14 protein-coding genes are annotated in these 20951 nt (G+C 50.4%); 11 read left to right on the top strand and 3 right to left on the bottom strand.

Annotated elements, in window-relative coordinates; genetic code table 11:
* Positions 1–102: 102 nt before the first annotated feature.
* The 9 genes from rng (at position 103) to SHEWANA3_RS18995 (ending at position 13687) form a co-directional block, all read left to right on the top strand.
* Positions 103–1569, top strand: coding sequence for a ribonuclease G (gene rng, locus SHEWANA3_RS19035; protein WP_049764552.1), 1467 nt, complete (start codon positions 103–105; stop codon positions 1567–1569).
* Positions 1569–5822 (top strand): YhdP family protein, encoded by a 4254-nt coding sequence (locus SHEWANA3_RS19030; protein WP_011718416.1) that lies wholly within the window; start codon positions 1569–1571, stop codon positions 5820–5822. Before rng ends, SHEWANA3_RS19030 begins: the two co-directional genes overlap by 1 nt.
* The gene (locus SHEWANA3_RS19025) at positions 5746–6594 is read left to right on the top strand and encodes a carbon-nitrogen hydrolase family protein (protein ID WP_041412813.1); all 849 of its coding nucleotides are present in this window, start codon (positions 5746–5748) and stop codon (positions 6592–6594) included. Before SHEWANA3_RS19030 ends, SHEWANA3_RS19025 begins: the two co-directional genes overlap by 77 nt.
* Positions 6595–6718: 124 nt before the next feature.
* Entirely contained in the window at positions 6719–8167 is a 1449-nt protein-coding gene (gene tldD / locus SHEWANA3_RS19020; protein WP_041413174.1) for a metalloprotease TldD, read from the top strand.
* Between the two features lie 110 nt (positions 8168–8277).
* Positions 8278–9699 (top strand): TolC family protein, encoded by a 1422-nt coding sequence (locus SHEWANA3_RS19015; protein ID WP_041412811.1) that lies wholly within the window; start codon positions 8278–8280, stop codon positions 9697–9699.
* The gene (locus SHEWANA3_RS19010) at positions 9689–10663 is read left to right on the top strand and encodes an efflux RND transporter periplasmic adaptor subunit (protein WP_011718412.1); all 975 of its coding nucleotides are present in this window, start codon (positions 9689–9691) and stop codon (positions 10661–10663) included. The genes SHEWANA3_RS19015 and SHEWANA3_RS19010 overlap by 11 nt, the downstream gene beginning before the upstream one ends.
* A 53-nt stretch (positions 10664–10716) precedes the next feature.
* Positions 10717–11964 carry an ABC transporter permease gene (locus SHEWANA3_RS19005; RefSeq protein ID WP_049796101.1) on the top strand — a complete coding sequence of 416 codons (1248 nt, stop codon included), beginning with the start codon at positions 10717–10719 and terminating at the stop codon, positions 11962–11964.
* Position 11965: 1 nt separating this feature from the next.
* Positions 11966–13117 carry an ABC transporter permease gene (locus SHEWANA3_RS19000; protein ID WP_011718410.1) on the top strand — a complete coding sequence of 384 codons (1152 nt, stop codon included), beginning with the start codon at positions 11966–11968 and terminating at the stop codon, positions 13115–13117.
* Positions 13118–13285: 168 nt separating this feature from the next.
* Positions 13286–13687, top strand: a complete 402-nt coding sequence (locus SHEWANA3_RS18995; protein ID WP_011625012.1) for a hypothetical protein — start codon at positions 13286–13288, stop codon at positions 13685–13687.
* Positions 13688–13832: 145 nt separating this feature from the next.
* On the opposite strand, the gene SHEWANA3_RS18990 is transcribed toward SHEWANA3_RS18995, so the two are convergent.
* Positions 13833–14372, bottom strand: a complete 540-nt coding sequence (locus SHEWANA3_RS18990; protein WP_011718409.1) for an outer membrane beta-barrel protein — start codon at positions 14370–14372, stop codon at positions 13833–13835.
* 523 nt (positions 14373–14895) lie between these two features.
* Here SHEWANA3_RS18990 and SHEWANA3_RS18985 point away from each other — a divergent pair.
* The gene (locus tag SHEWANA3_RS18985; RefSeq protein ID WP_011718408.1) at positions 14896–16227 is read left to right on the top strand and encodes an APC family permease; all 1332 of its coding nucleotides are present in this window, start codon (positions 14896–14898) and stop codon (positions 16225–16227) included.
* 53 nt (positions 16228–16280) lie between these two features.
* Here SHEWANA3_RS18985 and SHEWANA3_RS18980 read toward each other — a convergent pair whose 3' ends face one another.
* Together SHEWANA3_RS18980 and yjgA are read right to left on the bottom strand one after the other, a co-directional pair.
* Positions 16281–18770: an Ig-like domain-containing protein gene (locus SHEWANA3_RS18980; RefSeq protein WP_011718407.1), complete on the bottom strand. Its 2490-nt coding sequence runs from the start codon at positions 18768–18770 to the stop codon at positions 16281–16283.
* A gap of 28 nt (positions 18771–18798) precedes the next feature.
* Entirely contained in the window at positions 18799–19332 is a 534-nt protein-coding gene (gene yjgA / locus SHEWANA3_RS18975) for a ribosome biogenesis factor YjgA (protein WP_011625015.1), read from the bottom strand.
* 175 nt (positions 19333–19507) lie between these two features.
* Here yjgA and pmbA point away from each other — a divergent pair, with 175 nt between their 5' ends.
* The gene (gene pmbA, locus SHEWANA3_RS18970) at positions 19508–20851 is read left to right on the top strand and encodes a metalloprotease PmbA (RefSeq protein ID WP_011718406.1); all 1344 of its coding nucleotides are present in this window, start codon (positions 19508–19510) and stop codon (positions 20849–20851) included.
* Positions 20852–20951: the final 100 nt, after the last annotated feature.

Genomic DNA, 20951 nt, shown 5'->3' with positions numbered 1-20951 from the left:
TATTGGTTTTCAGGCTTAAAACATACTGAGATTAATTTAATTTCCCTAATGGGGTGAGTCGTGAATACCGGTCGCTTAAATCCGAATAAAGTTCAGCGCAAGATGGGTTCAGAATTACTGATTAACGTAACCCCATCTGAGGCACGTGTGGCTCTGGTTGAGCATGGCGTGCTGCAAGAAGTCCATATCGAGAGGCGCATGAAGCGCGGTCTGGTGGGCAATATTTACAAGGGCAAAATCAGCCGTGTGTTGCCCGGCATGCAAGCCGCTTTTGTGGATATTGGCTTAGATAAAGCCGCGTTTTTACATGCCTCCGACATAGTGCCGCACACCGAATGCGTGGCCGATGTGGAAAAAGGCCATTTTGTGGTCCGTGATATCGCCGAGTTGGTTCGCCAAGGGCAAGATATTATGGTGCAGGTGGTAAAAGATCCGCTCGGCACTAAAGGTGCGCGCCTAACCACAGATATCACTCTGCCTTCCCGTTATCTGGTGTTTATGCCAGGCTCAAGCCATGTTGGGGTATCTCAGCGGATTGAGCAGGAAGAAGAGCGCAGTCGCCTTAAGAAAATCACTCTGCCTTTCGTCGATGAAGACGGCGGCTTTATTATTCGCACCGCCGCCGAAGGCGTGGGTGAAGATGAGCTTGCTCAGGATGCGGCCTTCCTGCGTCGGGTGTGGTCTAAGGTCTCCGAGCGGCGTCAGCGCCGTGGCGTGGCACTCTTGTATCAAGACCTCGCCCTGCCAGTGCGCATTGTGCGCGACTTTGTCGGAACCGAATTAGATAGAATTCAAGTCGATTCGCGCCGCACCTTTGCCGAGCTGCAAGCCTTCGCCCAAGAGTTTATGCCGGAAATCGCCGACAAGATTGAGCACTATTCCGGTCCTGCACCGATTTTCGATCTCTACGATGTGGAGAATGAAATCCAGCGCGCCCTGGGTCGCAAGGTCGAACTCAAATCGGGTGGCTATCTGATTATCGATCAGACCGAGGCTATGACCACGGTCGATATCAACACCGGTGCTTTTGTTGGCCACCGTAATCTTGAAGAAACCATCTTCAACACTAACCTCGAAGCTACCCAAGCGATTGCGCGGCAATTGCGGCTACGTAATCTCGGCGGCATCATCATTATCGACTTTATCGATATGCTGAGCGACGAGCATAAAACGCGGGTGCTCAATAGCTTAAATAGCGCGCTCGCCAAGGACAGAGTCAAGACGAATGTCAGTGGCTTCTCAGGTCTTGGCTTGGTTGAAATGACCCGTAAGCGCACCCGCGAAAGCTTGGAGCACGTGCTGTGCGGCGAATGCCCTGCCTGTCAGAGTACGGGCAGCATGAAGACGGTTGAAACGGTTTCCTACGAAATCTTCCGTGAAATCATTCGCTTGAATCGAGCCTATGATGCCGATGAGTTTTTGCTTTACTGCTCGCCCGCTGTGTATAACAGTCTAAGTGGCGATGAAAGTCATCTGGTCGCCGAGCTTGAGGTCTACATAGGTAAACGCATTCGCCTGCAAAATGAGCCCATGTATTCCCAGCACAAATACGACGTGGTGATGATGTAGTGGCAACGCTTTTTACTGCGAAAAAACTCAGCCGTTTTTGCTGGCAATTACTGGCGCTGATCTTAGTCTTGTTTGCCCTGACGGTAAGCTTGATCCGCGGCTTATTGCCTCAAGTCGACGGTGTGCGTCAGCAGTTAGTTGAGTATGTAAAAAGCGAATATCAAATTGATGTGCAGGTCGGTGAGTTATCCGCCCAGTGGCAGGCCTTTGGCCCAGCCGTGACGGTCGATAATCTGGTGATCCCACTGCAGGAAAAACTCCCCGTTACCGTGCTGGTCAAGAACGTCCAAATTAAATTGGATTTTTGGCAATCGCTGCTAACGACCAGCCCGCGCATCGAAGATGTGAATTTCGATGGCGTTCATATTGCCCTCGATATCGATAAATTATCGGGTAATATGGCGCCGGGCGCGGCCAATCAAACGGCGCAAACCGATTGGCTGTATAAGCTACTGTTAAAGCAGCTCGAACGTTTCTCGCTGACGGATGCCTCGGTGCAACTGTTGAGCTTGCAGCATGAATATCGACCCATCCATATTCGCCACCTTAACTGGCGTAATAGTGGCGAGCGCCACCGTGGTGCAGGGGAAATTTACCTCGATAACAATGCTTCGGTAAATGAGTCCCTCAGTTTGCAGCTCGATATTCAGGGCGACGCGACTGCGCCAGATACCCTGAAAGGTCAAATCTATCTGGCCGCTCAGTCCTTAGATTTAGGGGAATGGGCATCACGCCAACCTAATCCCTATGATCCTAGCCAAAAGTTACCCTTAGAAGGGGTAGTCAATCTTAAGGCGTGGTTTGATTTTGCCCACCGCAGTTTAAGCGCTGGACAGGTGCAGTTTGAACCCAGTTGGTTGCAGTGGTCGATGGAAGATGCACCGCAAAAGTTTGAAATCCAGTCCGGCAGTATTAGTTGGGTTCCCAAGGACACGGGCTGGGAAATCAGCAGCACCGATCTTAACTTTGTTACTAACGGTGAACATTGGCCCGATCTTAAGCTCGCGGCCAAGCAGCAAGATGATGCCTTTTATGCCTATGTGAGCCGCTTGGATTTACCAACCTTATTTCCACTCTTGCCATTATTTCCGGGTGTCGATTTAGCCGTACTTGAGCAATGGTTCTATCTCGCGCCCGAAGGCAGTGTCGGGCCGATCCGTTTCTATCAAAGCGCTAAGCAGCCCTTGCTCGCCAGTACGCATATCAAGCAATTACATTGGCAGAAAGTTGAAGGCATACCTAACACCAATCCTTTAGATTTAGCATTGCAGTGGCAGAATGACAGCTTAGTATTTTCGCTGCCAGAGCAGACCTATACCCTCGATTTTGGCGATCAGTTTTCAGCGCCTTTAGTGCTGCATGGCGCTGAGTTAACCGGCGCCTTTGATACTCACAGGGCGACCTTATCTGTGCCTGAGGTTCAGCTCGAAAACGACGATATTGGCGTGTCTGCCGCCCTAAAACTGGATTTTAGCGCCGAAGCCAGCATGTCACTTGCCGCCAATGTGGCCGTTAAAAATGCCGCTAATGCGGATAGATACTTCCCAGTCAAAGCCATGGGCGAGGCGCTGGTGGAGTATTTGGATGGCGCTATCAAGGCGGGTCAGAGCCAAAATGCACAGGTGTTATGGCAGGGCGCCCTAGGGCATTTTCCCTTTGAGGATAATAGCGGAGTCTTCCAAGCGGCCTTTACCTTAGATAACGCCGAGTACCAATTCCAACCGGATTGGCCCGCGGTGACTGAGCTTTCCCTCGATGCCTTATTTGAAAATGCCCGCATGGATATCTGGGTTAACCAAGGCAAATTGATGAATGTGGTGGCCGATGGCGCCCATGTATTTATCCCCGAATTAGGCGAGCATTCGCTGTTAAAAATTCAGGCCGATCTCGCCACCAATGGTAGCGACGCCACCAAGGTGCTGCAGGCATCACCGCTCGCCGATACAGTGGGCAAGACCTTAAGCGTTGTGCAAGTGCAGGGCGCGGTGACCGGAAATTTAGATATCAGTATCCCCTTATACGAGGGTGAGGCCGAGGATATTCGTGGTCAAATTGCCTTTGATAACACCCCCGTCTTTATTGCCCAACCTGGTTTACAGCTCAAGGCCGTGACGGGCACAGTGCAGTTTGCAAATGAGATTGTTGAAGGCAAAGGCATTAAATCCCGCTTATTTGAGCAGCCCTTCGAGTTTAGTTTTGCCACTAAACCCGAGGGCAAAGATTTTGCGCTCAATGTGGATATGAAGAGCCGCTGGGATCTCAGCCGTTTACCACAAGAGTTGCAAAATCCCTTGAGTGATTTTTACCAAGGTAAATTCGCTTGGGGTGGTAACTTGAATATGGTGTTCGACGATAAAGGCTATCAAATTCAAGCCAATGTGGGTTCAGATCTGGTTGGCGCCACCTTGAAATTACCGGGCGCCTTTGCCAAACCCGAAGATGAACCTAGACCCTTAATTGCGGAGTTTTCTGGCGATCAGCAAACGGCAACCCTAAGGGTAAAACTGGATAAACAGGCCGAGTTTATTGGTGGCTTCGAGGCCGAAAAGGGCACTCAATTCAGCTATTTTGACTTGTTACTGGGTCGACTCTTCGATGCGGCCGAGGTGCCTAATACTGAGCTTGGGCATATCAAGATTGATGTGACCAGCGGCAAGCTCGCCAATTGGCTGCCTGTAATTAATGCCTTTGTCGGCACAGACAACAAGCCCACCCGTACCGGTATTTTAGTCGAAGAGACGAGCCACTCGGCCTTGTTCCCCTCGGTGGTTGGGATCGATGCCAATATCGGCAAGTTTGATTTATTAGGCCAAGGACTGACTGAGCTTAGATTGAGCGCTAAGCCTAACGAACATGGCTGGCGCTTCGATGCCAAGGCCAGCGAGTTTGAAGGCTGGGTCGATTTTTATCCCAATTGGATGACCCAAGGATTAAAAGTTAACGCCAGTAAGTTTTATTTCTCCCCCGAAGTGAAACCCGAAGGGGAAGCGGATTTCGCCGCGGATCAGGTGCTCACTAATTTACCGCCGGTTGCCGTGAATGTGGAAGATTTTCGCTTTTTCGACAAAGCCTTCGGCAAGTTGGTCTTACAGGCGAGCCCGCAACCTTTAGGCTATCGCATTCAGACCCTATTGTTAACGACGCCAGAGGTGTCCTTACAGGGCAATGGCATTTGGCAACAGCAGAATGCTCAAAACCAAACAGAATTAACGGTGAGTTTAAACGCCAGTCAGTTCAATTATTTGAGTCAGCAATTAGGCATAGACCCTGGTGTGAATGAGGCGCCTTTGAAGATGAATGCCGAGCTTAAGTGGCAAGGTGCACCCTATGCTTTCTCCCTCAATACCTTAAACGGCAAAGTGAAGTTTGAGCTGGGTAAGGGGCATTTATCCCAAGTGAGCGATAAGGGGGCGCGGATATTCTCCCTGTTCAGCCTCGACTCCTTAGTACGTAAGTTATCATTAGATTTCAGTGACGTGTTCGGCCAAGGCATGTACTTCAATTCTTTTAGCGGCACTCTGCAAATCGATAATGGCGTGGTTAAAACCACGGATACCGAAATGGATGCGATTGCAGGCAATATGAAGGTGCGCGGCTATACGGACCTTACCAGCGAAAGCTTAAATTACGATATCCGTTTTGTGCCGCAGCTGGCATCGAGTGTGCCGACCGTGGTGCTGCTCAGTACCAGTGCGTGGACGCTGGGGCTTGGCGCGTTTGCGCTGACCAAAGTGCTCGAACCTGTGATTGAGGTGATTTCGGAAATCCGCTTCCGAGTGACTGGCACTATGTCCGATCCTGTGGTGGAAGAGCTCGAGCGTAAGAGCAAAGAGATTGAGATCCCCGAGTCGATTCTGCCTATGGTGGGGGGCGAATTGCCTGCGCCAACCGAGGGCGCTGAGCCTAAGGCCGATGCAGTGCCCGTCAAGAATGGCGCCCCGACTAAGATAGAGGCTACGCCGACCGTCGAGCCTGAAAAAAACAATGAGCAGCCTGCGCCAGATGCTGATAAACCTAAAGTGGAACCAGTAAAAGCAGTCGAGGAAGAGGCATCGCCCCAAGCGCCAACGCTCCCCAAGGTAGAGCCTGCTGAGCCGCCCCAAGTCGAACCTGAACAGCCTAAGCCTTTGAGCACCAAGGTGGTATTGTCGATAAACACAATTCAAGGAGATAGTCATGCGCATCAGCCTGTTGCAATGTCAGAGCAGTCGCGACGTCAGCGCGAATCTGTTGTTTATCGAATCGCAGCTTGAAGAATTAACCCGTGAGCGCCTGCAATGGGATAAAGATGCCCCGCATTTAGTGGTGCTGCCAGAATGCAGTCTGCTGTTTGGTGGCCATGAGAGTCAACAACTCGCCTATGCGGGCGACAGTCATCTTAGCCCGTTAAAATCCGCCTTAAGTGCCTTAGCCGCCCGTTACTGCGTGTATATGGTGGCGGGAACCATCCCCGCGCTGGCGGAGGATGGACGTGTCTACAGCCGTTGTTATCTGTTTGATGATAAAGGTGATACCTTAGGGCAATACGATAAACTGCATCTGTTTGACGTGGATGTCGCCGACGGCACTAAGCAATACCGCGAGAGTGAAACCTTTTGCCCCGGCAATCATATAAGCGTCATCGACACCCCTTTTGGCAAAATTGGCTTGACCATCTGTTATGATTTACGCTTTCCGGATTTATTCAGGGCGCTACGCCTCGCGGGAGCCGAGGTTATTACCGTGCCTTCGGCCTTTACTAAGGTCACCGGAGAAGCCCATTGGCAGGTGTTATTACAGGCCAGAGCCATTGAAACCCAATGCTTTATTTTGGCCGCCGCCCAATGGGGCGCCCATAACGAAGGCAGTCGCGAGACCTGGGGACAGAGCATGGTGATAAGCCCTTGGGGCGAGGTGATTGCCGAGCAGAAAACCGGTATAGGTTGGGTGCATGCCGATATCGATGTGGCCGAGGTGCACAGCATCCGCAGTAAAATGCCCGTGGCGCAACATAATCGCTTTACTGCACCGAACCTTAAGCCTTGAACAGATCAAGCCTTGAACAGATTAAGCCTTCAACAGATTAAGATGAAATAGACTCACAGCGAATTTAAGTTGTTTAAAAATGAGTGAGTTGCCAATTTTAGCCAAGCTTTCAGAGAGAACCGCGATGCCTTTTTTAGCACAAGTAGAGCAAAGTTTATTAAAGGGTGGCTTAGCCCTAGATGGGTTACAGAGTTATTTAAACACCATACATCAACATAAAGTCGATTTTTCCGATCTCTATTTCCAAGGCAGTCGCCACGAATCTTGGGTGCTCGAAGATGGCATCATTAAAGATGGTAGCTTCCATATCGAACGCGGCGTCGGTGTGCGTGCCATCAGCGGCGAGAAAACCGGTTTTGCCTATGCCGATGATATTACGCCTGCGGCCTTAAGCGCTGCTGCCGAGGCGGCGCGCGGTATTGCGGGGGCAGGTGAGCAGGCCAAGGTGCAGGCTTTCAAACGTCAACAAGCCTTGGTGCTGTACGATAGTCTCGACCCTATCGCCGCCATGGAAGAAGTGAAAAAAATCAACCTGCTGAAAGAGGCCGATGCCTATATCCGCAGCCTCGACAGCCGCATTATCCAAGTGGTGATTAGCCTCGCGGGCGTGCATGAAGAAATTCTGGTTGCCGCCAGTGACGGCACCTTGGCCGCCGATATTCGCCCGTTAGTGCGCTTTAATTGCAGCGTTATTTTAGAAGAAAATGGCAAGCGTGAGCGTGGCAGCGCCGGTGGCGGTGGTCGTCACGATTACAGCGTGTTTATGGTGACGGATGAAACAGGTTTACCTATGTGCTTTGCCTTCGCTCGTGAAGCGGTGCGTCAGGCGCAAGTCAACCTCAATGCCATCGATGCGCCAGCCGGAGAGATGCCTGTGGTGCTCGGTAATGGTTGGCCGGGCGTATTGCTGCACGAGGCCGTGGGTCATGGTCTAGAAGGTGACTTTAACCGCAAGGGCAGCAGCGCCTTTAGTGGCATGGTCGGCGAGCAAGTGGCTTCGAAGCTCGTGACTGTGGTGGACGATGGTACGCTTGCGAATCGCCGTGGCTCACTGAGCATCGACGATGAAGGCGTACAAACCCAGAGAACCGTGTTAATCGAAGACGGTATTCTTAAAGGCTATATGCAGGATAAATTAAATGCGCGCCTGATGGGCGTGGCACCGACGGGTAATGGTCGCCGTGAATCCTATGCGCATCTGCCTATGCCTCGCATGACCAACACTTATATGACGGCGGGCGAGTCTGATCCGAGCGAGATCATCAAGTCAGTGAAGAAGGGCATTTATGCGCCTAACTTTGGCGGCGGTCAGGTGGATATCACCTCGGGCAAGTTCGTGTTCTCCGCTTCTGAAGCCTATCTGATTGAAAATGGTGAAGTGACTCAAGCGATTAAGGGCGCTACCCTGATTGGTAATGGCCCAGAAGCCATGAGCCAGATTTCTATGGTGGGCAACGACATGGCGCTAGATAAGGGCGTTGGTGTGTGTGGTAAAGATGGTCAAAGCGTGCCTGTGGGTGTCGGTCAACCGACCCTCAAACTTGACCGTTTAACCGTTGGGGGTACGGCATAACCCGCTTGTTTACTGTCTAGGCAGCACTTAAGGCGGTGGGTTCTAGCCGCCTTCCATGATGGATGTTATCATTTGCAAAGGAAATTAGAGTAACTACTCTAGAGGTGTTAATGAAACTATCACGTTTGGCATGGCTGTGTTTATTGCCTTTGCCCTCGCTATTGCCGTTAGCGGCTAGTGCCCAGCCCAGTAGCTTTACTGAGGCTTGGCAGCAAGTGCTTAAGGTGAGCGATAAACTCCAGGCCCAATCCCAAGAGGTGAATCGCGCCAAGGGCGAGCAAGAGGCTGGCGAAAGTTTAAATCTGCCGTCCCTCAGCCTGAATGGCAGCTATACCCACCTCGAAAAACCAATCGAATTAGATTTAAGGGATCTCAACCCCTTAGCCTCGCTTGACCCTGCGACCTTGCCACCCGCACTCGGCGGTGCTTTGGCGAGTATTCCGGGTTCATTATTTGTCACGCCCTTTACCGAGCAAGATATTTTTCGCGCCAGCTTACAGGCGATGTGGCCGATTTATACCGGCGGCCAGATCACTGCGGCTCAAGGCATTCACGCCGCCATGGTGGCCGAGAAGCAACAGGAATTACAGTTAGCGACCCGCGACTTATTCACTCAGTTGGTCGATAGGTACTATGCCGTCGATGTGACTCAATCCCTCGTCAGCACCCAAACCGAGCTGGTGGCCTCCTTAACTAAGCACGTTGATCACGCGTTAGCGTTGGAGCGCGAAGGGCAAATCGCTAAGGTCGAGCGCCTTAATGCTCAAGTTGCCTTAGATAACGCTAAGGTCAATTTAGGCAGCGCCCGCCGCCAACATGAAATGGCTGTGATCGCCCTGTCGCGCATGTTGCAGCAGAGCGATGTCAGTACTAACTCGCCACTGTTTGTGTTACCACAGGCGCCTTCATTGGGGGATTTGACCCAAGTGACCCTGAGTCAGCATCCCGCACTTAAACTGCTCGAGGCTAAAGAGGCGCAGGCGAATGGCTTGGTTTCCTTAGAGAAAGGCAAATACCACCCGACTGTTTTCCTCTTTGGTAATTACACCTTATACGAAGATGACAGCTTGTTTTCTAAAGTGGAGCCGGACTGGATGGTCGGTGTCGGCGTAAAAGTGCCCTTGCTGAGCCGCGATGGCCGCAGCGGTAAAGTGGAAGCGGCTAAGAGTGCCTTGCTGCAAGCCCGTTACACTAAGGCGCAGACCCGCCAAGACTTAAGTTTGCTGCTTGACCAAAGCTATCGCCAGTTATTGCAGGCCGAGGAAGAGGTCAAGGCACTGAATACCTCACTCGAACTGGCCAGCGAAAACCTGCGTTTAAGGGAAATCGCCTTCAATCAAGGGCTTTCGACTTCTATCGACAGGGTCGATGCCGAATTAAAACTGAGCGCCGTTAAAACCCAGCAGCTCGGTGCCAGTTATCGCTATGTGCAAGCCTATGCCAGATTAATGGCCATCAGTGGTCAATTAGATGAATTTATCGGTCGCAGTGCCACAGGCGCTCAATCGCAGGAGACTATCAATGCGCGCTAACAGAATCCTTGCCCTAACGGCGTTGGTCGCATTAGGCCTTATCTTAGCCTATGGGCTCAAACTGGCTTATAGCCCGCAGCCGAGCTTGTTGCAGGGGCAAATTGAAGCCCGTGAATATAACGTATCCTCCAAAGTACCTGGGCGGGTAGAGCAAGTGCTTGTGCGCCGTGGCGATAGCGTCAGCGAAGGTGATTTATTATTTGCCATTCATAGTCCTGAATTGGATGCCAAGTTGATGCAGGCCGAAGGCGGCCGAGATGCGGCTAAGGCGTTGCAACAGGAGGCGAATAACGGCGCCCGCACCCAAGAGGTGAGGGCGGCTAAGGAACAATGGCTCAAGGCGCAAGCGGCGGCAACGCTGGCGAAAACCACTTATACCCGAGTGGAAAATCTCTTCAACGAAGGAGTCGCGGCAAGACAAAAACGCGATGAAGCCTTTACCCAGTGGCAAGCGGCCAAGTACACAGAACAAGCCGCATTAGCCATGTATCAAATGGCCGAAGAAGGCGCGCGGGTCGAAACCAAAGCCGCTGCGGCGGGTAATGCTCGCATGGCCGAAGGGGCGGTGAAAGAAGTCAGCGCCATTATGGCCGACAGCCAAATGCGCGCACCTAAGTCTGGGGAAATCAGCGAAGTATTGTTGCAAGCGGGGGAGCTAGCCCCGAGCGGCTTCCCAGTGGTAAGCCTTATCGACATGCAGGATGCTTGGGCAGTATTCCAAGTGCGTGAAGATCAGCTAAAACGCTTTAAAAAGGGCGACAAACTGCCATTAACCATTCCCGCGCTAGATAAAACCGTGGAGTTCACTGTCTCTCATATCAGTGTGATGGGCGACTTTGCGACTTGGCGTTCAACCGAAAGTGGCCATGATTTTGATATGCGCACCTTCGAGGTGGAGCTGCGCCCAACTGCGCCGATCCCCGATTTGCGTGTTGGTATGTCTGTGCTGCTCAGTGCCGAGTAACCATTGTGGCCAAGTTACCGAGCGAGCAAACGCATTTGAACGAGCCTAAGCCGTTGAATGGGGCTCAGAATGCGGCGCAGCCTGCATCTTCAGGCATCATTGCATTAGTGCGGCGCGAGCTTAGGGCGCTATGGCGCGATCCTTGGCAACTGGCCCTTATCAGTTACATCCCGCTGCTGGGCATCTTGTGTCTCTGGTGGTTATTTAGTGCTGGGCTACCACGGCAATTACCCGTGGCGATTGTCGACCAAGACCATAGCCAATTGAGCCGAATGTTGACCCGTCAACTCAAAGCTAACCCTGTTACCGAGCCGCGCAGTTTTACCGATCTCCCTTCGGCCGTCGCGGCCATGCAGCAGGCGCAGGTCTATGCTGTGGTGGTCTTTCCCCATGATATGAAAAAGGATTTACTCACCGGCCATAAACCTACAATCGATGTGCGTTACAACAGCCAGTTTTTGCTGGTGGGTAAGCTGCTGTCGAGCCAAATTCAGTTGAGTCTAGGCGATGGATTGTTGCAGGTCGCAGGTCTTAAGCAATTGATGACGGGCACGCCAAAATCCCAAGTGGCGGTGAATTTAAGTCCAGTAAAGAGCCAAACGACCGCGTTGTTTAACCGTAATAACAACTACATAGGTTTTTTAGTGCCGCCGGTATTGGTCGCACTCTGGCAGTTATTATCTATGTTGGTGATGGCCAACAGCTTAAATCGCGAGTTACACCTTAATGCCGCGCAGTCAGAGGAGGGGATCTCCAATCGATTGACCGAGCATTTTTGGCCTAAAGTGTTGGCTAAAATCCTGTTGTTTACCCCGATATTGATGCTGCAAGGCGGGTTTATCCTCGCTTGGTTGTATCTGTATCTGGCTCTGCCTTTTGCGGGCAGTTTAGCGCTGCTGCTAGTTGCCCAGTTGATTATGCTACTGGCGGTGTGGAGCCTAGTGCTGTTTATCTTTGTGCTGATGCGCGATAGCGCGCGGGTCATCAGTTTTTGTACTGCGCTGTTTGCGCCAGCCTTCGCCTTTATGGGGATCACTTTCCCCACCCATGAAATGCCGCAACTCGCTCAGTGGTGGCGACTCATTATGCCATCGAGCCATTATATTGAGTCCCATGTGAGCGTGGTGAGTTATGGCGCGACTTGGTCGACCTTGGCGCAGCAACTCAGTAGTTATTGGGGTTTTATCGGTTTATTACCGCTGATTTATCTTTTGGCGATTAAATTACTGCCGATGACGGTAAAAGCTCAGGCTGAAGCGGCGGAATACGACGCGGCGCCTCTGCCTGCGAAGGGGCAATAACATGAATTTATGGCAGTTAGTGCTGACAGAATTAAAGGCGATTGTGAGCGACAAGGCGATTGCCGTGACCCTATTCGGCGGAGTGCTGTTTTATTCGGTGCTCTATCCTTTGCCTTACTTGCACCAAGTCCCAACAGAACAACAGCTTATCGTGGTGGATTTAGATCATTCCTCCCTGAGCCGTCAACTTATTCGCCATGCGGATGCCAGCGCTAAAATCCAAGTGATAGGCCAAGTGGGCTCCATTACCGAGGCGAAGCGTTTTATCGAAACCGGCAAAGCCCATGGTTTATTGGTGATCCCTGAAGGATTTCGCCGCGACTTGCTGCTGGGCAAGGGCGTGACCTTAAGCTACGGCGGTGATGCCAGTTACTTCTTGATTTATTCGGCGGTGGCCGAGGGGCTTGTCAGTGCGGGAATGGATGCGGGTAAGCAAGTGCAATTAATTGGAATGCTCGCGCAGGGGAAAAATCCGAAAGAAGCCGAGCAGAACCTAAACTCGCTGCATTTAAACAGTGTGCCTGCCTTTAACCCTAGCCTAGGTTATACCCCCTACGTGGTGCCTGGACTGTTCTTACTTATCCTGCATCAAACTTTGTTGATTGGAACCGGGATCCTCGGTGCGGGGCAGTGGCGCAGCCGCAGCTATTGGCAGCAGGTGTCGCCGCTGCAATTGGTCTGCGGTCGTATTCTCGCCTTTATGTTGATTTATATGGTGTTTACCAGCTTTTATGTGGGGTATTGCTACCACTGGTATAAGGTGAGTATTCAGGCGAGTCTTGGTTTAGTGGCGCTATGGTTGCTGCCGTTTTTATTGGCGACGGCCGCGGCCGGAGTCGCAATGAGCACGCTGTTTAGCCGCCGTGACCTACCGACTCAAGTATTGCTGCTGATTTCTATGCCGATTCTGTTTGTCTCCGGCTTTGTCTGGCCGATTGCATTAATTCCCGAGCCTTTGGTGCTGGGCTCGCAGATAATCCCTGCGGTGCCCGCCATTATGGGGATGTTGGAGCTGAACCAAATGGGCGCAAGCTGGGCGAGTGTGCTGCCAAAATGGTTACAGCTTTGGGGCTTGTTTGTGCTGTTTTTGGGTCTTGCGATTTTGGGGATCAAACGTCGGGCGCGGGTATTGGCAGAACTCAGTACATCCTAGGCGGCGCTGTTATTCGTACCGACAGAATACTGATTTTTATGTTTGTATTAAATTTGTTATTGGATATTAGGCAGATATAGATATAATCGTCCGGCAAAAAATTAAACAGGGGCCGTTTAATTTCGAAGCAGTTGCTTCATTTTTTTATCGCATCAAAAGGAAGATGAAATGCGTAAAATTACTTTAGTCTCTTTGGCCATGGGTACTTGTTTGTTGGCCGCCTGCGCCGCTAAACCTCCCATCGTTGCACAAGAAAAAACCGTTGAAGTCGATGGTATCAACCTCGTTTTTGGCGGTAGCTACGATACTGAACGCAAAAATATTTCACTGTCGGTGAATGGCGACTCAGTGATGAAAGGCACTTTCCCACCTTACACGCCAACCCAAAACCTCAGCGGTAAATACAAGGGTTACACCATCTCTAGCCAATGTTATTTTGGCTCAGTGCTGAGCAGCCAAGGTGGCGCATTTGGTGCGATTGCTGGGGTGATCCAATCGACGAAATCCAGCTCTGGCGATAAATGCGACATGCTGGTTAACGGTAAAATCGTCGAAAGCCTTTACTTCTAAGCATCCCACATATCGCTACATGGCCCCTGTATCTTGTGTGTTCCCTTGTGGATAGTTGTATCGAACTCGGTAGGCTGTTTAAAAAAAAAAGGGAGTACCCAAATAAACTAGGTACTCCAAGAAAATAATGAGGGAGAAAATAGTGTTAGAACTTGTAGTCTAAGGTGAGGTAAACCTGTTGACTGTTGTTAATTTCATTGCCGTTTTCTTCATAGTCTTGGGCTAAATAACGGTAGCCGAGATCCGATGAGAAATGCTCGCTCCATTTGTATTGCACGCCCACTTGACCGCCATATACAAAATCGGTTGCCGATTTGCCTGAGACTTTGTTGTCGTTGGCACCAATGCTAACCCCGGCAAACAAATTAACGTCTTTATGTACTGGTAACAGGTAGTCATAGGAGACTAACCAGCTGTACTGTTCCTGCTTGTACTTATCATTGGCAAAATTGAATTTGTCTTCCATATAACCAAAAGTACCTGTAATACGATGGTTCTGTTCAATCAGCATACCAATGCGGGCTTGATAGCTCAGATCTTCGGTGTCTTTGTTGATAACACCTTCAATCTCATCTGCTTGATAACCTAAACCCATACCTGCAAAGTAATCGATCTCGACGGCGTGAACACTGCTAGTCAGTAACGCTGCACCTGCTGCCATCATCATAATTTTATTCAGTTTCATCATGGACTCCTAAGACTGCTAAGTCGTTTTATCAAAATAATATCGGGTTGATGGAGCCTACTTTACGGCAACCCTTTAACGAGGATAAGCCTGTAACCGCGTGTCTCTTTGTCTCAAAAAACGCGACAATCAGATCAAACTCACATAGATAAGTACAAAATTTGTACTCTTTTTAAGCGAAGGAGCCATTTCTGAGAGCTTGCAAAATAGTAAGATTTTTTTATCTGCCTAAAGCACAGATAGGCAACTTAATGCCCTTATTGGGTTGTCTTCGACTCTGTTTTGGGGGAGAATGCGCGCCGCAAAAATAACCGGGGTATTCAGTATCCCGGTTATTTTCTTTTTGTGTGTATAGGTTTTAAACCAATTGAGGCCGGTAAACATCCGGAAATGATATGAGGTTCGTTTGAACCTACTTTACTGAGGACAATTCAATGGGGCTGTTGTTTACCGGATGTTCGGTAGTTGCCGTAAATCAAGCTGTTGCGTTTGCAATTCCACCTGCTGCAAAGGGAGGTTGGATATGAGCCAACAAAATCCAGGCTTAAAGCAAAGCCTGAGTCTGTGGCAAGTGGTTGTGATGGGATTAGCCTATCTCACGCCTATGGCTGTGTTTGACACCTTTGGCATTGTCTCCGAGATCACCTCAGGCCATGTGGCCACCTCTTACCTGCTCGCGTTAGCAGGGATCCTGTTTACCGCCTTTAGCTACGGTCATTTAGTGCGTAAATATCCCTATGCGGGCTCGGCCTATACCTATGCGCAAAAAACCTTTAGCCCGAATGTCGGCTTTATGGTGGGCTGGTCATCGCTGCTCGATTATATGTTTATGCCGATGATCAATATGCTGCTGGCAAAGATTTACCTTACGGCCATGTTCCCTAACGTCGAGCCGTGGATTTTTATCTTTGGTTTAGTCGCTGTGATGACGGTATTAAACCTCAGGGGCATAGATTTAGTGGCGAATTTTAATGGCGTTATCGTATTCGCTCAGATAGCCATTATCTTAGTTTTCATTGGCTTAATGGCCCACAGTCTGTCCCTTGGCGAAGGTGAAGGTGTGATTGCCAGTGTGCGTCCATTCTATTCTGAAGAGATAAGCCTTGCGCCGCTGTTTACTGGCGCGACCATTCTGTGTTTCTCTTTCTTAGGCTTCGATGGCTTAAGTTCGTTGAGTGAAGAAACCAAGGACGCTAAGCGGGTGATCCCCCGCGCTATCGTGTTAACTGCTTTGATTGGCGGCGTGATTTTTGTCAGCGTGTCTTATTTCTTGCAGCTGTTTTTCCCAGATATTTCTCGCTTCCAGCAGTTAGATGCTGTGCTGCCTGAGATTGCCCTGTATGTGGGCGGCAATTTATTCCAGTCTGTGGTACTGGTGGCAACCACCATTGCGGTGTTGGCCTCAGGCATGGCCGCCCATGCGGGGGTGGCACGTATTCTCTACGTGATGGGGCGTGACAATATGCTGCCCAATAAAGGCTTTGGCTATATTCACCCCAAATGGCGCACGCCAGCATTTAACGTGATTCTGGTGGGATTACTGGCGCTTTCGGCGGTGTCCTTCGACCTCGAAATGGCACTGGCGCTCGTCAACTTCGGGGCGCTGGTGGCCTTTACCTTTGTGAACCTGTCGGTAATAGTGCAGTTTTATATCAAAGAGAAACGTAACCAATCCTTGAAAGACCACTTTCAGTACTTCGTCTTACCCTTGTGCGGCGCGGCGACTATTGGCGTGCTGTGGATTAACCTTGAGCCTCAGTCCCTAGAGCTTGGTTTGATTTGGGCGGCTGTTGGGATCTTGTACTTGGCGCTGCGAAGCCTGCGTTTACGCAAGGCCGTAGAGTTACAGAATTAACCAATAGATTGAGCTAGAAAGTAAAAGACCCGCAGTTGCGGGTCTTTTGGTTTTTACAGTGTAGGCACGGTAAAGCTGAGGGAGGTCTTAATTTGCTTGGGCGTAGTGGTCACAACGCTGATTTGACTCCCCGCAGAGGCGGTGAAACTGAGCGGTGTGCCTAAGCCATTCTTCGCGGTGAGAGTATTGGCTACCTCAATGATATCTGGCGTACCGTTACAATCGACGCAGAGCTCGATTTGAGTCTTAGCAGGCATAATTTGCTTGGCACTGTCATGCACAAACACCACAAACTTAGACTCGCTACCTGCGGCAACGGGTTTAATATCATTAACGCTCGCGAGTAACACACCGTCTTGCTGCACACTGATATAAGCTTGCGAACCAGACATGCTTAACACCAAAGCCTTACGCACATAGGTTTTGTTGGCTTGACCAGTGCCACAGAGGCTGCCTTCACATTGAGGGCCGTTAAACTTGCCATCGGCGACGGGATAGGTCTCGCGGGCGAGGTTATCGAAATAAGGTTCACCGCTGTCGCGGCTAAAGTTTTCATTATCATCACGAAACGCCGTTGGTAAGTCGCTAAAACCGCTACTGTGGAAGGTTTCAACATCCATACCATTGCCGCTACAGTTAGTTGCTACACCATTGAATAAGCAGGCGTTCGCGATAGCGCCACCATCGGCACTATCAAACTGATTGTTGCCGTTAGTGTCGAAGAAGGTTTCGTGACCCAAGGCGTAGGCCAAGATGGTAATACGGTGATCTTGAGGGCGATAATCGCTTGAAGTCCAAGTCACGCTACAGGCGCCATTTTGCGTCAGGCAGCTTGGGGCAATTTGGCCGCCTTCGGTGGTAAAGTTCACCGTAGTATCATCGGGCGCGGGGTTACCAAAACTGTCCGACAGTCTGGCGGTAATAGTCGCGGTTTCACCGTTATAATCGCCCGCTTCGGGGTTAAATATCGTCGTCGAAAGACCAAAGCCAAGCTGTTGTGGCAGACCTGTATTAACGGTTAATTGTTCAGATTGGCTAGTGATCACTTCCTTGGTATCGGCATCCACTGCGCTGGCAACCACGCGAACTGGGGTCGGCACAGTACCTGAGAGCACACGTACACTAGCAATGCCTTGGGAGTTGGTCAGGCTCTCGGCGCTGGCGCTGCCATTGGCAAAACTTAAGCCGCCAACCACAGTATCTAAACTAAAACTAACCTTTTGCTGCGCTGCTGGCTGACCATTGGCGCTGGTGACTTTAAAGCTCACCAGTGATGATTCACTCGACCCAGTTCCGCCCGCGCCTTTAATGCGAATTTGGTTAGGCTCGGCCGCTTCAAAACTCAGACTGGCTAAGGTTTGACGTTGTAGCGTAAAGGGGAAGTTCGCCGTTAGTGTTTGATTACCCACGACAGTGGTCGCGACGATTTGATCGTTACGCTCGCTATTCCCGCTGCAACTGGTGTCTTGGAAAGTCGAGCTGGCATTACCCGATAGGGTCGTGACTGGCGTGTCTAAGTTCGCATTATTGCTGGCGGTACAGTCAGAGCTGAAACTGATGGATGATGGCGTCTGTACGCGAGTGATAGTGCCATCGCTGGCCTCTAACACTAAGCTTGCGGTCACGCCAAAGCTGCCGCCCGCACTGATTTTATAACTGCCATCGGCTTGCGCCGTTAACGTACTGGCCAGTTTTCCTTCGGTAAAACTGCCGCCAGTAAAGGAGCCTAACTTTAAGGTACCGGCTTCGTTAACGGCATCTTTGCTGAGCACTTCATATAAGCTGCTGCTTTGTAGCGATTGCCCTTGATAATCCACTGTTACCGTTAAGGCATTGGCGCCTAACTCGGTGGCACTAGGGGTATAACTGACTTGGGCAATACCTTGGCTATTGGTTAGCGCACTAGCTGGGGTTAAGGTAGCCGAACCCGCGCTAAAGGTGACCTTAGCATCGGCAATGCCGTTACTCTCGGCATCGAGGAAAATGGCTTGCAGTTGTACGGCTTCGTCTACTTTAAAACGAGTCACTACATTCGCGCCGCTTTGAATACTGGCGCTCAGTTTGGGGGCTATGGATGCGCCAGTGCCGTCGATAGTGCCTGTAAATTCAAAGTTGCGAGTCGCCGATAGCGCTGTGCTGGAATCATTCGGAGTGGTGGTCGCTGTAATAGTGCCAGCATTGATAAGCAAATCAGGATTACTCACAATCACAACGGCTTCACCATTGTTATCCGTGAGTTTGCTTTCCGGTGTTAACGTCCCAAGGTCGCTCGTAAAGTTAACTCTCTGATTGCTGACCTTAGCCGAACCTTTGTTTAACTTGGCGACAGCACAAAAACCTGCGTCTTTAGGGAAACTTTGAAGTGAGGTAAAACTGCCACATTGACTACCCGATAGGGTTTTAAAGTCGATAGACAGTTTGTAAGTACCGTCGCTGGCATCTGTGCCACCGTTATCTTCGTCAGAAGGGCCGTTACAGCCCCAAAGTCCAAATAAGCCAATAGAAAGCAAAGTAAGATTGCAAAACGTGTTGCTAAATCGCATAAGCAAACATCCTTGTTGGGCTGAGTTGTTAGTCTTGGATTTCGCTGCGTAGGTATTTAAACAGCTCTTTAGATGATTTGGACTCAGGGCCTTTTGCCAACTCTTTTGTGGCTTGGCGCACTAAGGTACGCAGCTTCTGTCTGTCCAACTGTGGGTAATGTTCCACTAAGGTTTGAATTTCGCTGTCGCCTTGGCTCAGTAAACGCTCGCGCATTTTCTCGAACATTTGCAGCTTAGCGGTCTCGTTGTTGTTTTTGTTCAGTACGATAGCGAGAGCGGCTTTAATCGGCTCCACATCGACGTTACGCATCAACTTACCGATATATTGCATATGGCGGCGATAGGCTTCGGTCTTCGGCTTAATCTTATGAGCTTGCTGGATGCTGTCGTATAAGTGCTCGTCCAGCTCGATTTTATCTAGCTGGGTCTTGCTGAGCGACACCAATTCCATACCGACTTTTTGAGCAGCTTCGCAGTCACGCTTGTCCTCGGTTTTGCTGACATACTCTTCGTCACTGTCATAGGGTTGTTTAAAATGCTCTGAATCACCAACAATCTTCATATAGATAAAACCTCAGTTAAATAACGGCCTAATAATAACATCTCCCGCCAAAAATCGCCTAACGAAAGCGCGTGCGCCATGGCTGAGATTGACGAAATAAGCGCGCAATAAATAATGAGAATGGCATGGGTGTTTGTTATGCTAACGCCATTGCCGACAACGAAAGAGTAGCTTTGTGTCTTTGAACAGAATCGATAGTGAATTGGCCGCGCTGAAAGATGCGGTTGCCGTGGCCCTCGAATATGCCAATAAATTAGGGACAAATGCCGCCGAAGTGGCGATCAGTAAACAACAGGGATTATCGGTTTCAACCCGCTTAAAAGAAGTGGAAACAGTTGAATTTAATAAAGATGGCGCCCTAGGGATTACGGTTTATCGCGATGGTTGCAAGGGCAGTTCATCAACTTCCGATCTCAGTCCCGAAGCCATTGCTCTGGCGGTGAAAGCGGCGGACGATATCGCCCGTTATACCTCGGCCGACCCCTTTAGTGGTTTAGCCGACAAAGCCCTAATGGCGACCGAGATCCGCGATCTTAAGCTCTATTATCCTGAAGATATTTCCCCCGACGAATTAGCCCAATTGGCGATTCGCGCCGAAACCGCGGCGCTCGATGCCGACTCGCGCATCAATAACTCCGATGGTGCCAGCGCAAACGCCCACACTTCGGTCAAGGTTTACGGTAATAGCCACGGCTTCTTAAATGGTTATTGCAGCTCGCGCTACAGCTTAAGTTGCAGCGTGATCGGTGAAGACAGCGATGGCAGCATGCAGCGGGATTACGATTACACTATCGCCCGTAAATTCAGTGAGATGGTATCTCCCGAATCCGTTGGTTTGAAAACCGCACAAAAGACAGTGAGCCGTTTAGGCGCGCGTAAGATTGCGACTTCGCGTTTACCTATTCTGCTTTCGCCTGAAATCGCCACAGGGCTTATCGGCCATTTAGTCGGCGCGATCAGCGGTGGCAGCCTGTATCGTAAATCCAGCTTCCTGTTGGATGCGATTCACACCCAAATCTTCCCCGATTGGTTCAATATTGAAGAACAGCCGCACCTGCTGGGCGCGCTTGCCAGTGCCAACTACGATAGCGAAGGTGTGGCGACGCAAGATAGACGCATCATCGACCGGGGTATGTTAGAAAGCTATCTGCTGACCAGCTATTCGGCGCGCAAACTAGGCTTAACCAACACAGGCCATGCGGGCGGTATCTACAACTGGACGCTGGCGCACACTGGCCAAAGTTTCGATGAGCTAGTCAAAGGCATGGGCACTGGCTTGATTGTCACAGAAGTGATGGGCCAAGGCGTGAATATGGTAACGGGGGATTATTCCCGCGGCGCCGCCGGTTTTTATGTGGAAAATGGCGAAGTGCAGTTCCCCGTCGAAGAGATCACTATCGCGGGCAATCTAAAGGATATGTTCCGTGGTATTCAGGCGGTCAGTAGAGACTTTGATTTACGTTCGTCTATCCGCACCGGCGGGATTTTATTATCCGAGATGAAGGTCGCGGGTAACTGATTGAGTTAACTTAGTCGGGTTCATTTAATGACTCAGTTCTCACCAAGTGAGCTTTAAACAAAAGGGCAAATGCTAATGCATTTGCCCTTTTTGCTTTAAT

Origin of the sequence: Shewanella sp. ANA-3 (assembly GCF_000203935.1) — a bacterium.
Classification (GTDB): Bacteria; Pseudomonadota; Gammaproteobacteria; order Enterobacterales; family Shewanellaceae; genus Shewanella.
The sequence above is the reverse complement of the archived record's forward strand: the minus strand, read 5'-3'. Positions and strand labels throughout refer to the sequence as shown.